The 15,226-nt window shown below is 54.2% G+C and carries 10 protein-coding genes and 1 pseudogene; 9 read left to right on the plus strand and 2 right to left on the minus strand.

Going from position 1 to position 15,226, the window contains the following annotated elements:
- From FE784_RS40935 to FE784_RS17725, 4 genes and pseudogenes are all read left to right on the plus strand, one after another.
- A partial coding sequence (locus FE784_RS40935; RefSeq protein ID WP_176706314.1) for a hypothetical protein occupies positions 1-303 on the plus strand: 303 nt, incomplete at its 5' end.
- Between the two features lie 61 nt (positions 304-364).
- Positions 365-514, plus strand: a complete 150-nt coding sequence (locus FE784_RS42865) for a glycosyl hydrolase family 28-related protein (protein WP_218103787.1) — start codon at positions 365-367, stop codon at positions 512-514.
- Entirely contained in the window at positions 454-942 is a 489-nt protein-coding gene (locus FE784_RS17720; RefSeq protein WP_139603564.1) for a hypothetical protein, read from the plus strand. Before FE784_RS42865 ends, FE784_RS17720 begins: the two co-directional genes overlap by 61 nt.
- Before the next feature lie 305 nt (positions 943-1,247).
- Positions 1,248-1,487, plus strand: a pseudogene (locus tag FE784_RS17725) (recombinase family protein); the annotation flags it as partial.
- 211 nt (positions 1,488-1,698) lie between these two features.
- On the opposite strand, the gene FE784_RS17730 reads toward FE784_RS17725, so the two are convergent.
- Positions 1,699-4,599: a helix-turn-helix domain-containing protein gene (locus FE784_RS17730; RefSeq protein ID WP_139603565.1), complete on the minus strand. Its 2,901-nt coding sequence runs from the start codon at positions 4,597-4,599 to the stop codon at positions 1,699-1,701.
- A gap of 212 nt (positions 4,600-4,811) precedes the next feature.
- Here FE784_RS17730 and FE784_RS17735 point away from each other — a divergent pair, with 212 nt between their 5' ends.
- From FE784_RS17735 to FE784_RS17745, 3 genes are read left to right on the plus strand one after another with little or no spacing between them, the layout of a single operon-like run.
- Positions 4,812-6,431, plus strand: coding sequence for a right-handed parallel beta-helix repeat-containing protein (locus tag FE784_RS17735; protein WP_176706315.1), 1,620 nt, complete (start codon positions 4,812-4,814; stop codon positions 6,429-6,431).
- A gap of 33 nt (positions 6,432-6,464) precedes the next feature.
- Positions 6,465-7,178, plus strand: coding sequence for an SGNH/GDSL hydrolase family protein (locus FE784_RS17740; protein ID WP_176706316.1), 714 nt, complete (start codon positions 6,465-6,467; stop codon positions 7,176-7,178).
- Positions 7,179-7,193: 15 nt separating this feature from the next.
- Positions 7,194-8,507, plus strand: coding sequence for an ABC transporter substrate-binding protein (locus tag FE784_RS17745; RefSeq protein ID WP_139603568.1), 1,314 nt, complete (start codon positions 7,194-7,196; stop codon positions 8,505-8,507).
- A gap of 252 nt (positions 8,508-8,759) precedes the next feature.
- On the opposite strand, the gene FE784_RS17750 is transcribed toward FE784_RS17745, so the two are convergent.
- Positions 8,760-11,213: a winged helix-turn-helix domain-containing protein gene (locus FE784_RS17750; protein ID WP_139603569.1), complete on the minus strand. Its 2,454-nt coding sequence runs from the start codon at positions 11,211-11,213 to the stop codon at positions 8,760-8,762.
- Positions 11,214-11,430: 217 nt separating this feature from the next.
- Here FE784_RS17750 and FE784_RS17755 point away from each other — a divergent pair, with 217 nt between their 5' ends.
- A complete protein-coding gene (locus tag FE784_RS17755) occupies positions 11,431-11,799 on the plus strand; it encodes an NHLP leader peptide family RiPP precursor (protein ID WP_139603638.1) in 369 nt (122 codons plus the stop codon).
- A 73-nt stretch (positions 11,800-11,872) separates the two neighbouring features.
- A complete protein-coding gene (gene lanM, locus FE784_RS17760; protein WP_139603570.1) occupies positions 11,873-15,208 on the plus strand; it encodes a type 2 lanthipeptide synthetase LanM in 3,336 nt (1,111 codons plus the stop codon).
- Positions 15,209-15,226 lie beyond the last annotated feature (18 nt).

Raw genomic sequence — 15,226 nt, forward strand, 5'->3', positions numbered from 1 at the left:
CAGGGCGCGATAAGCAGACGGAAGCTGCTGGCGTCGCTCGGTATGGCAGGGGTTGGATTGATGGCAATGGGAACGGCAGGAGCGACGGGAACCGTGGTGTCCCAAACCTATTCACCGCCAGGCGCAGACAGCTTCAATCTGAACGAACTGAACGAACCGCCGCCTCATCCCTCGGTCGTTGCCACGACGATTGCCGCGCTACGGACGAACGAACAGCCAGACGCGAATCTCGTTTACTTCGTCAAAGACGACGGAAAAGAAGGGTGTTTTCTGTACGATCCTACCGACACCAGTGGGGGATAACACGGGGACCGTTGTTGTATCTACATCCGGCGTCAGATTCAAGCGCATTTATGAAACCGGTGTGAACGTCAGATGGTTCGGCGCGACGGGAGACGGCGTAACCGACGATACGGCCGCCATACGCAGTGCAGTGGACGTGGCTGATACGATTTGGTTCCCCAAGCCGCGGGTTGCGTACCGGATGAGCCTTATTACGATGCCTCGGATGTAAAGCTGTCATCGATACAGTGCGCGCTGAGTCGGGGGACGACAGATACGACGACGCCATTGAATACGGAGTGCATCGTCCTCACGCCTCCCGCCGGTACGGCGAAGGTTGGTCTGAAGCTGATGAACGCTTCCAGCTACTCCACAAACGCATTCGACATTGTCTCGGTAACTTTGCATGAGGTGCGTTTTGTAGCGGGCAAGGAAGGGAGAACCGGCGACTACAAGAAGCTTCATCAAACGATTGACGGTGCGCTCAGATGGGAAGGAGCATTGGAGGTGCCAGTGGCTGGCGTTCACTATGCGAATTTCAAGGCTGGCGATGAACTTCAGCTCCCGCCGGCGGAAGGGGCTCCGGTCGGGTATATTTGTACGGCGGACGGCAGGCCGGGTACATGGAGACCTCTGGGCACAATCGGGGAATCGCCTTAACGCAAGCGGGTTCCCAATAGCCGCTTTCGGTATTTTTCCGGTTCCCGCTTCGTACGCGTTTCATCTGACGACAGAACCTTCAGTTCCACTTCACTAGTGGTTTTGAAGGTTCTTTGCATCGTGGGGATTTGCGAGGCTGCGGCACCCTCTATTGAAAGAGTCTTTTTGTTTGCGGTTGCTTGTCGAATATGAAACCCATTGACACAGGACTGCCATGTTCGACGCGCGACAGGATGCAAACTGCAGCAGATGGCTGCAAGATGGCAGCATCTTAACTTTTTCTTGTTGTCTAAACCCGACATAACCTCGGAATTGAGGATCGATTTATTTTTGTTGACAAGCAGAGCGGCAAAGATTTTGACCGTCCGCGTTACCAGGCGATGCGCCTGATGATCCGTGAAGGGGATTTGGTATATCTCGATGCTCTGGATCGGTTGGGTCGCGACTACGATGGCATCATTAGTGAGTGGAAGTACATCACTCGGGAGTTGAATGCAGACATTGTTTGTCTGGATAACGAGACGCTATTTGACTCCAGGAAATTTTAAACGATGGGTGACTTGGGGAAACTGCTCGAGGATCAGTTTTTTAGCATGCCGTCACAATAAGAAGCGATATGCCCGCAGTCAGGGCGGCTTGTCACTGACCCGATACTTCTCTTGCCGAAGCAGCCATCACATACCCTCCATGTTTGCATTGTTGGTTCAATAATAGAGAGTGAACGATGGCTGGTCATTGACTTATGTCAAGAGAGGCTCATTGTTTCATTTTATAACTTCTCGGAGTGTCTCCCCAATATTTGCGAAATGTTCTCGAGAAGTAAGCGGCATCGGGAAACCCATTTAATGCGGCGACCTCCTGTATTTTCATGCCCGACTCCAGCATAGACTTGGAGCGCGTCATCCGAATTTGCAATATGTAGTCGGAAAATGTGAGGCCCGTTTCTTTTTTAAACATTCGACTGAGATAAGACGGATGCATGTATAGACGTTTCCCAATTTCATCGAGAGATAGTTTCTCGGCGAGTTCCTGTTCGATGATTTCCAAAATCTGTTGAATAGCATCACGCTTTACTCGTTTCCGAGCATGCTGCTTATATCTCACGATATGCTCCGCGTATTGTTTAAGCAGCGAGTACCCTTCTTCCTCCGTTGCGATTTTATTGAGATGAAACGCTTTGTTTAAATCATGTCCGAATACTTGGTTTAACGGCCACCCTATACGCTCGGCATGACCGATCATGCTTGAACATCCTTGCAACAGCTGCACTCTCCACATTTCTTGCGCTCCGTTCCCCTGCGATTGAAGGGTATGCATCTCCCACCACTTTTGCAATGCTTCAAGAATACGTCCAATATCTCCCGTATGTAGTAAAGCTTGAAACGGGTTGTCTAAGCCGGACTTCTCTGAATGGTCAGGCTGAATCTCTGCAGCTGCTTTCACTCTGGGGGAATGCGGAAGCGTCAACTCGATCCAAACGGTTTGTTGCGATCCGGTAACATCGTCCACATTCAGTTCCAATATTCCAGCCGTCTCGTTATAATCCCATTCGTTTACGGGATGAGGATTGTCTGCTGCTTGTGATGACCGGCCGCAACGAATCTGAATAGGTTCTCTATCTATCCAAATATGCAGCGCATAGCTGCGCTTCGTTGGCATATTTGGATAATCGCCGCACATGCAGCCGATTTGAACGATAACGGTATCCCGTTCCGAACGACAGCTAATCGTGGTGACCGCGACTTTCTGGTGTTGATATTGCGATGTAAGGCCGTCATCTTCGTACAATGCAAATTCGCTGGAATGGGATGGATAAATGTGCAAGGTTAATCGTTCCGGAGCGGATGAACGAATATGATCGAATGGTGGCCACATCGGAATGATCGCTCCTTGACGAACAAAAAGCGCTCCCCCGGCGTCCTCCGGCGCCGAATAGTGGATAAGCTTGGGCCCGGTATACGTATTCCCCGTCCAGTAATCGATCCATGTGCCATCCGGTAAATAGACTCTTTTATCATAAGCGGCAACCAACAAAAAATCGCCCAGCATATATTGCTGCGCGAGATCGTCACAATTGGGGTCGTATGGAAACATTAAAGGCATCGCCCTAAGCATCGGCATGCCCGTGTAAAGGGCGGCGTGCGCCGTCGAATATAAATAAGGAATGAGCCGGTAACGGAGATGCGCATATTTTTTGAATACTTGCGATAAGGGCTCGTCCAAATAGGCGGGATGTGAAAAATACGCCCAGCTGTTAATCAGCGACCAAGCAGTTAAAAAGCCGGCATGAATGCCTTCTCGGGACATAACATCCATACTGCTGGTCGTATGCATATGACCCGATAGTCCGAGATTCAACATCGCCGCTATACCCTCCTGACGCTGAATCCCTTTCCCTGTTATACAGGTAGCGGCAAACCGCTGAATTCCGGTATACCCGATTGTGGAATAAATAAATAACCGTTCCCCTTTTTGACGATGAAACCCGGCCTGCATTTGCTTGTACAAAATGACCGGGTACACGTTATGCATCTCCTCATCGCTCATTCCGTCGCCCCATATATGACCCGGGTGCCCGTTGATTTGCCAGGCTGCCGAAACAGCAAAGGAGGAGGCTCCTTCGTCAACAAATTGTTCCAGATGGGCATACCAAGGCTCTACGTTGCCGCGACGATCGATAACGTCCGTCTCCGACGACAAATGTTCATGCAAGGTCACATCGTAGTTGCAGTACAAATTTAAGTTCAACTTAAAGCCGTACCGTTGCAATGTTCCAATAAACGTATGCGGACTTTTAATGTTATTGGCAGGGATATGAAACCGATCCTTGTTCCACTTTCTCGTTATTGAAAAATCCATTTTGTTTTGCGTCCAGCCGCTTAAACCGATCACATCACAAGGAATCCCCGCTTCGCGAAATTGTCTGGCATCCTTGACCACATCGTTGGCATTGGAATTTTCATGGCATATATAGGTAAGCCCGTACGCCCAGATCGGAAGCAGCATAGGTTTGCCTGCAAGTTCGGCATACGCTTGAAGCAATTGCTTGTACCCGGAACCGGTAAAAAGAAAAACGTCCAGCGGACCTTCGCTTCCTTCAATGTTTAATTCATTGGACCGCGTATATCCGAGATCGAACGTATGGCGATAGGTTGAATTGATGAGGAGCGCCCAGCCTCGACTGCTCATCAGAAAAGGAATCGGGACAAACGCCGAATAATTTTTTAGATGCATCTCGATAACTTGTCCGCGCCGCTGAAGATGCTCGCGGGAAACATCGCCTAATCCATATAATTTTTCCTCATCGGCAAGGGAGAAATGAATGCCGAATCCACCGTGTTCTTCGGATCGCGGGGACCTGCTCGTGCTTAACGCCCGATCTTGCGTCCCAAAGCCCCAACGGAATTGTCCGTTCAAGCGACTAACCTCAAGTAAAGCGTTTTCAAGATACACCAATAAGGTTTGATCGGTAAATTCGGTTTCAAACGCAATGGGATCCGTTTTTTGAATAATGCCGAAACGAATCGTTGCAGGGTCTTTAAAGGAGCCATGTTCGTCCATTTGCAGCCGGACGGCGTGCGGGGAAAGCGGGGAAAGCTTCATCCAATTGCCGTTACCGAGTTGAAATTGTACAGGACGGCTCAATCGATCAGTCATAGGGATCCCCCATAAAAAGTAATCATAATCCAAGTTTTAAGTTTTTATAATCATATATTGTGTCATTAACGCTATCTAAACATTATTTTATGAAATGATATACTGATTCTCAAGCAGGAAATCTTAAACAAAATGATATGAGGAGCGTGAACGCAATATTCAATCGACACATGAACAGACGACAGTTAATCCGGACCGCGGGGATAGCCGGTTTGGCATTCATCGGCGGAAATATGATCCCTCCGCAAGTAAAAGCCGATCATAACCCGCAGCATGAAGGACCGTCACATGGAAAAGGCCGCCCTGAAAAATCCAGCCCCTTTATGACCAATACGCCGGACGATTGGATCAATGTCCAGAATTATGGAGCAACGGGGGACGGAGCGACAGACGACTCCGCCGCCATCCAATCTGCCATTAATGCGGCACCTGGGCAATCGGCCGTTTACTTTCCTCAGGGCACGTATGTAATTAGTACGCCGCTGCAGTGGTCGGGCAAAGCGCTGCATCTATTCGCATTCGGTTCGGCCGTCATAAAAGAAAGCCAGGTGCTGGGTGTCCCGATGATTCAACTTACCCAAGCAGACGGCTCCACGATCCAAGGATTAGACTGCAGCGGGGCAGAAACGTATGAACTCTTTTCAGGGGCGTCCGGAATTGAAAACGCATTCATATCAGTCGATGATTCTGAATGCGTAACGATTTCCGACTGTGTCGTCGAAAACAAATCGTACGGTTTTCTCCTCAAAAACAGCAAGTGGTGCAAAGTGCAAGACGCTCAAGTATTCGGATTCCTTCATACAACAAAAAGCGGGCACAACTATAGCTCCTGTTGTCACATTTCCCGTGGTTCCGCCCACATCATTCAAGGATTGACAGGTGCAAACATGGGTTCGGGTGTACTCGTCGGCAGAGAATCTACACTCAATCAAATTCATAATTGCCAATTTGAAAACATGCAGGATAACGGAGTTTATCTGTCTTCCGGAGCCGGCAACTCGGTAATCGGGGTAACGGTTCTCCAAACGCCAGGCAGCGGTGTGAAGGCTCGCGGGACGCGCAATCTCATTCTCGGCTGTCACGTGAAAGATGCTCAGGTCGGGTACAGCTTGACCGGCAACGGAGTTGTTCCCGATTCTTACGGGGCGAATGGTTACGGAACGATTTTGGAAGGATCCACAGCGGAAAATTGCTTAAGAGACGGTGTTTCGATCGGCAAACAAGACAATTATTATGCGCGGCATTTTAAAGTGATCGGCAACGTGCTGGTGAACTGTGCGATTGAACAAGGGGGCTACGGAGCCGTTCGGGGCGGCGGTCATTATCATGAAATCGCTCATAATACAATTGTCGGTTCAAGTGGAACCTACGCCGTCATTATGGCCGGAAGCGCAGCCGAATCGATTCGGGGATTGTGCATAAGAGACAATACCATTATGGAGGCGAATGAAGGCATCCGTGTCCATTACGCTTCAGGCGCGGACATTTCAAGGAACCAGCTCTGTTCATTATCTTCCAACGGCATTCATCTTCGTTACGTTTTCGACAGTCAAGTGACCGATAATCAGTCCCATGAGCAAGTAGGCGGGGCCGGAATTACAGCAACCCAGCAATATGGGAATACAGGGAACACGTTCCGAAGTAATAGGGGAACGACTCTCTCGCTCGACGTCAATCGCAATTACGTGTTCGAAAACATTCCTGCAGCTGTAAATCTTTCAGCTGATGCTGCGTTGCCGCCTTTTTTTGTCGGGCAAATGTGTTTAAGTGCAGGAACTGTATATATCGCTACGGGAACCTCCTCTCCTGCGGATTGGAAGCCAATGACTTAGATTCATTCCTGCGAATTTGAAGGGAGCATGAGCATGATCCGGATGACGGTTTCTGAAAGATTACTTGAACGTATGAAAGAAGCGGACCAAGATCCAAAGCGCATTGTAGCTTTCGGCTCCAGCAATACCGCACTAACATGGGGCAGCAACGGTATGCATAATTGGGTCTCGTGGTTCGGCATCAACATACGTGAAACGATCGGCAGACATATCGCTATCGTGAATCAGGGGATTAATGGAGACACAACAGAGCATTTGATACAGCGGATGGAGCGGGACGTCCTCTCCTTATCCCCGAAAATATGTATGATTACGATTGGCGCCAACGATGCCGCCAGACGATTTGAACCACAGCAATACAAAAACAATATGGTGCACATTTGCGAGCGAATGAGAGATCATCACATTATTCCCGTTATTCAAACGTACTACTATCCGCTCTACGAATCGGGGCCTAACGGATTTAAACAATTGTTTGAAGATTTTATGGAATTGAACCGAGAAATAGGTCGAGAGATGGATATACCGATTATCGATCAGTATCGTTACTTTGAACGGCTTTATGTTCAGGATCAGACCGTTTATTCGCACATTATGCGCGACTGGATTCATCTCAACCCTATCGGACAAGCGCTAATGGGCGAGATTGCTTCTCGCGCATTCGGTCTTCCCTCACTGCGAATTCCGGATTCGATGAGAGAAACGTTTGACAACATGCTGCTCCACATGAGGGTCGCCGACGATTAGGACGGAGGTTGCAAAATGGCTAAACATATATACCGCCCCGTATGCGGCTTCATCATCGGTTGTTCTGCTCTGCTGTCTGCCTGCGGCGGCGATTCTGGCGGTGAAGCCGCTCCCGCCAAAGAAGATGAAGCTCCAAAATCACCGATTACGATGGTCATTCACGGGGCAGGCGTTACGATGGAAGAGCTGGAAAGCCGATATCGGGACCATCTTGTCAAAAAGTTTCCTCATATTACATTTACATTTTTGCGAAACGATAAAGGGAATATGATGGAAGACTTGGTTGCACAAGGAACGATCCCCGACATCGTACGCCCGGACACGAATAATGTTTACAGCTCTTATTTGGACCTTGGTTTGGGTGAAGATTTGACCCCCTATGTTAAAAAGTACAGGTATGACCTCTCGCGATTTAATAAGGTGTTTGTTGATGAAATCGTCGATGCTGCAAGAACGGGAGAGCTGTATGGACTGCCGCAGCCTCCATTCTTCCCGCATGCGTTGTACTACAACAAAGATTTATTCGATCAATTTGGCGTTCCTTATCCGAAAGACGGGATGACTTGGGATGAAGTGTACGAAATAGCGAAGCGAATGACTCGGACCAACAATAACAAGCTATATCGCGGATTCAGTTTTAACCCCGTAAGCGGTCTCCGCGATAATCCATACCATCTCCCGATTCTGGATCTAGCGGCAGACCGACTTGCAAATACAGAACAATGGGCGTCATTGTTTCAAAACTTTCTACGCTTCTACCAAATCCCGAACAATACCATTGCTGCATCAACTTCGGCCGAAAACGGAATGTTCGCGAAAGGGAGCGTAGCCTTGATGGCAAACCAGCATAACGTATATTTAAATATTCCGCCTGAAGTGGACTGGGATATCGTTACGTATCCGACTTACGCGGGAGGACAAAAATTAATGCCTCAACGCGGTCCTGCATACTGGTCGATTACTAAGCAAAGTAAACACAAAGATGAAGCGTTTCAGGTCATTATGGAGATGTTATCGGATGAAGTGCAGCTCGAAGATTCTCGCAGAGGAATTCCGTCAACGCTCGTAAACCCACAAATTCAACAAGTATTAGGTCAAGGCTCACCGGTATTCAGCACCAAAAACATGGCGGCCCTGTATCAATACCCGCCTGCCCCCTACACGCCAAAACGAAAAGCCGAATTACCGAATGTTCCGCAAAACATTCAACAAAATTTGCTTGGCGCCGCTTTTATGGAAGCAGCCAAAGGAGCGAAGGATGTAAATACGGCACTACGGGAATTGAACGAAATGCTTCGTTTGGAAGTCAATAAAGTGAAGAACCAATAGGACATTCGCTGTAACACGATCTTCTTCGACGGAGATCGTTTTTTTCGTCTGCCCCTTCGTTTCCAAGGCGGAGGCGGTTTCTGCTGGCGCTATGATGACATTCTGGACAGCGAGCCGCATGGACGAGCGGCTCGCCGGCGGCCTCGACGCCTCAACGACCGTCGCATCGGCCGCCGATGGTTGATGTCAAAGCTTAAGAAGAAATCGACTGGAGCAAGGTCGGATCTGAAGCAGGTCTGAAAAAGCCGGACATCAACGGGAACGGGCGGCGCCGCGGATGTCTTCGAAGTGTCGCATGACCGCTTTGCGGCCTTTCAGTCCAAGCTTGCCGTAGATGTTTTTACAATGGGTTTTGACCGTCTCCAGCCGGATCGCGAGTTTGTCGGCAATATCGTTGTTCGAACGGCCTTCGATGAGCAACTGCAGGATGGCGTATTCCTTGTTCGTCAGTCTGGCGCGGACGAAACGGTCTTTGTCGGTGGACAGCCAGCGTTCGTCGCGAAGCTGTTGCAGCCTGCGACAAAAAGCGACGCTCTCCCCCGAGCCAGGCGTGCTGTGCAGCCGCAGTTTTTTCGTCAGCGCGCCAACCAGCGGCTCCGCCTTGTCCCACTCCTCCAGATACAGCTGCACGTAACCTTCCTTGCTGCCCGTTTCCAGCGATTTTTCCAGCTTGCGCACAGCCGTGCCGTTGTCACCGCCATCCGCGTGCAGCAGCGCCAGCAGCAAGTTGATTTCCGCCACGTAATAATGCAGATTCCGCGCCTCGGCATAATACGCCAGCCGTTCCCCGAACGCCAGTCCTTCGCGAGTCCTGCCCAGACAAATGTATGCGCGCAGCAAGACGATATATTCGTACAGCCAAGTGATATCGGGCACCGCGCCCGTATCTTGCCGCTGCTCCTTCAGCCACTTCCGAACCGCGGCCGTTTGGCCCGTCTTGATATGCACCAGCGCCTGGCAGGCTTCCAGCACGGCATCCGTATCAACGCTTGCCCGAGCGGCGATCTGCAGCCGGATTTCCTCCAGCATGGCGCGCGCAGCCTGCGTTTCTCCCGTGGCCAGGCGGAGCTGAACGAGCGTCAACGCGGCGGGAAGGACGATACCGGTATCGAGCAAGTCAAGTCCGATAAAGAGGCCGCGCTGCAAAGAGCGTTCGGCTTCTTCGAGTTGTCCGCGCAAGTAATAACATTCGCCAAGGATCGTTTGGATGATGCCGTATCCCTGGTTGCTGCCGCCCCAGAGCGGTTCGGCATAGCCGTAAATCGCCAAAGCTTGGTCGATCGCGCCCCAGAATCCGGCGTTGCTTCTTAGCAACGAGCTGCCGGCCGGTTCGATGGCGTTGAAATGTGTGTACAGCCGCCCCGGACCCAGCAGCAGAGCGGCGGCTTCGTGCATCAGCGCGATCCCGCGCTCCGAGTCAAGGCGCATCAGCGCAATGCGCGAGCGGATCGTAGCGAAATAACCGCGCAAATTTTCGCCCGTCGGACCAAACGAGTAGAACTCGTCGGTCATCAGCGCCTCAGCCAAGTCAATCACCTTCTCCGCCGCCGAAATGCGGTGATCGTTGATGAGCAGGAAGGCGTGCAGCAGTGCGAGCGACGGACGGCGCACGACTTCCTGCGTTGGGAATTGATCAAGCAACTCCAGCAAGCGGCCGCACGGCTGCGCCAGCGTAATTTCGATATCGCCGAGCAGCAACCCGGCTGCGCGTTCCATGTCCGGTGTCCGCAGCGCATGCCACACCGCTTCGACCAGCATGCCGCGCTCCTCGGCCCAACGGCTGACAAGCGCGTGGATCGTCGCCGGTGCGCGTTCGTCCGATTCGTACAGCCGGTTCCGCAGCCAGGCGGCAAACAGCGGAACGTAACGAAAACGTCCACCCTCGCCGCGGGTGAGCAGCAAATTGGTCGCCAGCAGCCGTTCGAGAGTCTCTTGACAGTCCGGGTCTTCGGTGACCAGACGGGCCAGAGCGGTATCGAAAAAGTCGGGCACCGACGTGAACAGCATAAACGGCAAAGTCTCCGGCGGTTGTTCCAGGAACACGTTGTCCAGCAGGATACCGTACATCTCCACGGGCAGTGCTTCAAGCGCTGCCCGTTCGTGCAGCGGTTCGGCCCGGTTCTCTTTGAGCAGCGCGGCATAATGCATGACAGCGAGCGGCCAGCCGTCGGTCAGCGCATACAGCCGTTTGGCCGGTCCGGCGGCCAGTTCGCGTCCGGTTTCGCGGCGTATGGCTTGCGTCATTTCGCCGGAGTTCATTTTCAGATGCTCGCATGTCAGCATATATGGGCCGGGGTGACGGCTGCGCAGACGGTGATAGAAAGGCAGCTTGACCCGGCTTGCGATATAAAATTGCACGCGCTCGCCGGCGTCTTCGATCAACTGCTCGAGCGCGCGGTGGAAGCTGTCCTCGTGAATCGCCTCGTAACGGTCTACGAAAATATGTACGTCGCTTGTCGTGCCGGCGATTGCATCGGCGATTTGTGCGAGGAAACGATCGTTCTTGTTGTTTTCCGGACCAAGCGACAGCCACAGCACGGTGTTTTCCCCGGACAGGGTATCCGCCAATGCGCGCAGCAGCATCGTTTTGCCGTAGCCGGTCGGTGCAGTGACCGCAATGAGCGGCCGCCCCGCTTCGCGTCTCAGCACCGCAAGCGGCCGGGCAAGATGAGCGGCTGTCGGCGGAGGATTGATGGAATCAGTCACCGGATTACCTCCTGACGAATCGGTATGTTGCCATTTTCTGTTTTCTATCAGCAACAGTATAACCGAAAGTGGAGCAAAAGAGGTAGTGTTTTGTCGAAAAAGAGGGATGGGTGGAATGACGATGAATTTCGAAAAGAGGGATATGCGGTCAGATAAAGCCAAGATATACTGGAATCACGCTAAGCAAAAAATGTAAATCGTATCGGAGGGATCAATGATGAGCGGATGGACGAATGAAAAAACGAATGAAGCGCTAAAGACGGTGTTTGCGAAGGCGGCGACGGACAAGGCGTTTCGCGCGCTGGTGCTGGAAAACCCGAACGAGGCGGTCAAGCAGGCGGCAGGCGTCGAGATCCCGGCGGGTTTTACGGTGCGTTTCGTGGAAAACGACGGAGTGGATGCGACATTTGTATTGCCGGATTTTATCGGAGACAGCGAACTGTCGGACGAGCAGCTCGAAGCGGTTGCTGGCGGGAAGAAAAAGAAAAAGGACGATGATGACGATTTCGACAAAGGCGGCGGCTCCAGCCCCAGCTACAGTCGGAGCGGTTCGTTGAAACAATTTCACGGCGTTTGTGTCGACTAGGAACTGGAACAGCCAGAGCTGGCAGCGATAACCTTTGTAGTTCATTGCCGGTCAGGTGCGGTAGGTGAGAGCAATGCACAAGCACAAATACGGGAACGAGTGGTTGCGAACGATTGTAGAGCGTTCAAGCGGACTCGAGGAGCGGCTGACCGACCGGTTTGTGCCGGAGACGGAGATGAGGGACAACGGGGCTGCCTCGACCGCGGCTGACCGGCTGCGGCGGTGGAGCGAAGCGGTAGGCAAAGGCGACGCTGCGAAGTTCGCGGGCCGGCTTGCGCTTTCAGGCTGGACGGCAGACGATGCCGGCAGGGCGGTGCATCCTGTACGACTCCGGGACGCCGCCGCCCTGCCGGATTGGGCGGATATGCTGCGGCTGTTTGCAGAGCACCTGCAGCACCGAGGTACCGTGCCATCTGCGGCGTTGCCGGAGACACTGCGGCAGCATCCATTGCTCGAGCCGGGCAAGCCGCTTGCGTTTGAGCACGCGCTGCTGCCGTTTGCCGAAGCCGGTGCAACCTATGCGGCCGCACAGGTCGGGGAGCTGTCGCGCGTCCTCTCCGCACGGGCTTGGCGCGACGCGGTGCGAAGTTTGCTGCGTGAGCTGGCGGAAGTCGCTTGGAAGACACTGGATTTGGAATTCAAGCTGTTTCGCATCGGCTCTTTTTCGTTACCGGGCAGCATGGAGCAGTATGACCGGTTCGTGCGCCGGCTGCTGGAAGGCGACTGGTTCAGACTGATGCAAGAATACAGCGTGTTGGCGCGGTTGATGGCAACTGCCGTGCTCAAGTGGGCGGATTCGTTGCAGGAGTTTCTTCGGCGTTATGACGAGGATGAAGTTTGGCGCGACGGGCGGTTGACAAGCGGCACGGCGTCTACCGGTATCATCGAACGGCTTGCGTTGGGCGAGTCCGATCGCCATAACGGCGGCCGAACCGTGGTGATCGCCATGCTGGAAGGCGGAGGTAAAGTCGTATATAAGCCGAAGCCGCTGCGGATCGATACAGCCTACGCCGCCCTGCTGGCGTGGCTGAGGGAACATGGCGCGCCGGGCGAACTGGCGGCGGCGTTTACGGTCGACCGCGGCGAATACGGCTGGCAATCGTTCGTCGCTCGCCGGCCTTGTACGAGCGAAGCCGAAGCCGCGCGGTATTATCGCAACGCCGGGGCACTGGTGGCGATCAGTTGGCTGCTTGGCGGCTCCGATCTACACCGCGAGAATGTGATCTCAAGCGGAGTTGCGCCGATACCGGTCGATGTGGAAGTGTACATGCAGCCCGATCCGGACGCGAATTGGCCACCGGAGGAGGTGCCGAGCGATGCCGAGCGACAGGCTCGCGAAACGATTGCCCGCTCGGTGCTATGCTCGTCGCTGTTGCCGGAGTGGGTCAAGTTGGAGCCGGATACCGGCGTGGACGTCAGCGGACTGTTTTCTTGGCTCGGGATGGACGAAGGGCAGCGAACGGTGCGGCGATTCAAGTTCGCCAATACCGACGCGATGAAAATCGGCGATGTCGTCGACACGGAATCACGCGCGGACAACGATCCCCACACCTCCGGTTGCGCGTTCGATGTCGGGCGGGATATACCGGCGATGCTCGGCGGATTCCGCCATATGTACGATTTTTTGCTGGCACGGCGGGAAGCGCTGACGGCGGCGGACGGGCCGTTGGCCGCGTTCGGCAGCCTAGCGACGCGATTTCTGTTCCGCTCGACTGCCGTATACGGGCAACTGCTGGAAAACAGCTGGCATCCTGATGCGCTGAAGGACGGGGTCGACCGCGACATCCGGCTGGAAGCGATGTGCCGGTATGTGGCGTCGGACGAGGAGGAATACGACCGCTGGCCGATTGTCCTCCGCGAACTGGCGGCGCTGCGGGTAATGGATGTGCCTTATTTCAGGCTGAACGCGGGCGAAGTGCGGCTGGCAGACCAACAAGGGGCGTACGGTCCTATGCTGTTTAGGCGTAGCGGCCGTATGCGGTTGCTTGAGCGAGTTCGGGCGATGAGCGCAGCGGACCGCGAGCTGCAGCTTTCGCTCATTCGCGGCGTGCTATACACGAAGTTTGCCGGCGCCGGTCGAGGGCAAACGCCGGCATCTCATGCGGAACTTGCGGCAGACAACGAAACGGTCGGGTCCGGCGGCGCCATCGGTGGCGCGCTCGGCAGCCGGACGCAAGCTGCGGTGTTTGCGGCGACGAAGAAGGAAAGCGCCAAGCTGCTGCATGCTGCTACCGCCATTGCGGACCGGCTCAACCGCCGGGCGATAACGGCCGACGACGGAACCCGGACGTGGATTGTGCCCGGCTTCGGCAGCGTCATTCCGCGCCAGCGGCCGATATCGTACCATCTGTACGGCGGCAGCTGCGGCATCGCGCTGATGTATGCGGCGCTGTACCGATCGACTGGCGACGGACGCGCCCGTGAAGAAACGCTCTTGGCGCTGCACCTGCTTCGTCGCCGCCTTGCGGAGCGCGATGTCGATGACGATCCGCTGGCGCGGATGACAATCGGCGGATTCTCCGGTCTTGGCTCGATCGTGTACACGTTCGTTCGCATCTCGCAGATGATCGGCGAGCCGCCGCTGCTGCGGGAGGCGATAGCCGCCGCGGAACTCGTGACAGACGAGAAGATCGCGGCGGACAACCGATTCGATCTGATGGACGGCGCGGCCGGGGCGCTGCTCGGCTTGCTTGCGCTGCATCGGGCGACCGGCGAGGCGGAGCATTTGCGCCTAGTAAAGCGATGCGGCGAACATTTGCTGACGAGCCGAGCGAAACTGCCGTCGGGACACGATGGTTGGCAGGTTAACGGTAAAGCGCTGGCCGGTTTTTCGCACGGCGCTGCCGGCATCGCTTACGCGTTGCTGAAGCTGCATCAGGCGGCGCACGACCCGCGTCTGGCGGAAGCGGCGGACGAGGCGATCCGTTTCGAGCGGGACATCTTCGACCGTGAGCGCGGCGTATGGCCGGATTTGCGGGTAGGCTCGGAAGACGGAGCCGGACTCGTAGACGCTTGGTGCAATGGCGCTGCCGGCATCGGACTGGCTCGACTAGCCGGTCTTGCGGCGCTCGACAACCCCGACATCCGCAGCGACATCGACACGGCGATAGGCATCGTCCACCCGCCGCGGCGCGAACACGGCAAAGATTGTGTGTGCTGCGGTCATATGGGCCGGGCGGAACTGCTGTTGAGCGCGTCGCTTAAGCTCGGTCGCGGCGACTTGGCCGGCGAGGCCCGGCGGCGCGCGCTCCGCTTCGCGGAAAAGTACGGGAAACCGGGCAGTGACGACGATTGTTCATTGCCTCTGTACGAGGAGCCTTCTTTTTTTCAGGGAATAGCCGGCATCGGCTACGAATTGCTGCGGTTCCGCTCGCCGGATCTGCTGCCGAACGTGCTTGTGCTGGAGTAAATAAACAATGGTCATGGA

It is taken from the genome of Paenibacillus hemerocallicola (genome assembly GCF_006265175.1).
GTDB lineage: Bacteria > Bacillota > Bacilli > Paenibacillales > NBRC-103111 > Paenibacillus_AB > Paenibacillus_AB hemerocallicola.

Excerpts from the sequence above, each read along its gene's own strand:
- lanM (WP_139603570.1), top strand. The coding sequence starts at position 11,873 with ATGCACAAGCACAAATACGGGAACGAGTGGTTGCGAACGATTGTAGAG.
- FE784_RS17740 (WP_176706316.1), top strand. The coding sequence starts at position 6,465 with ATGATCCGGATGACGGTTTCTGAAAGATTACTTGAACGTATGAAAGAA.
- FE784_RS17745 (WP_139603568.1), top strand. The coding sequence starts at position 7,194 with ATGGCTAAACATATATACCGCCCCGTATGCGGCTTCATCATCGGTTGT.
- FE784_RS17755 (WP_139603638.1), top strand. The coding sequence starts at position 11,431 with ATGAGCGGATGGACGAATGAAAAAACGAATGAAGCGCTAAAGACGGTG.
- FE784_RS17730 (WP_139603565.1), bottom strand. The coding sequence starts at position 4,599 with ATGACTGATCGATTGAGCCGTCCTGTACAATTTCAACTCGGTAACGGC.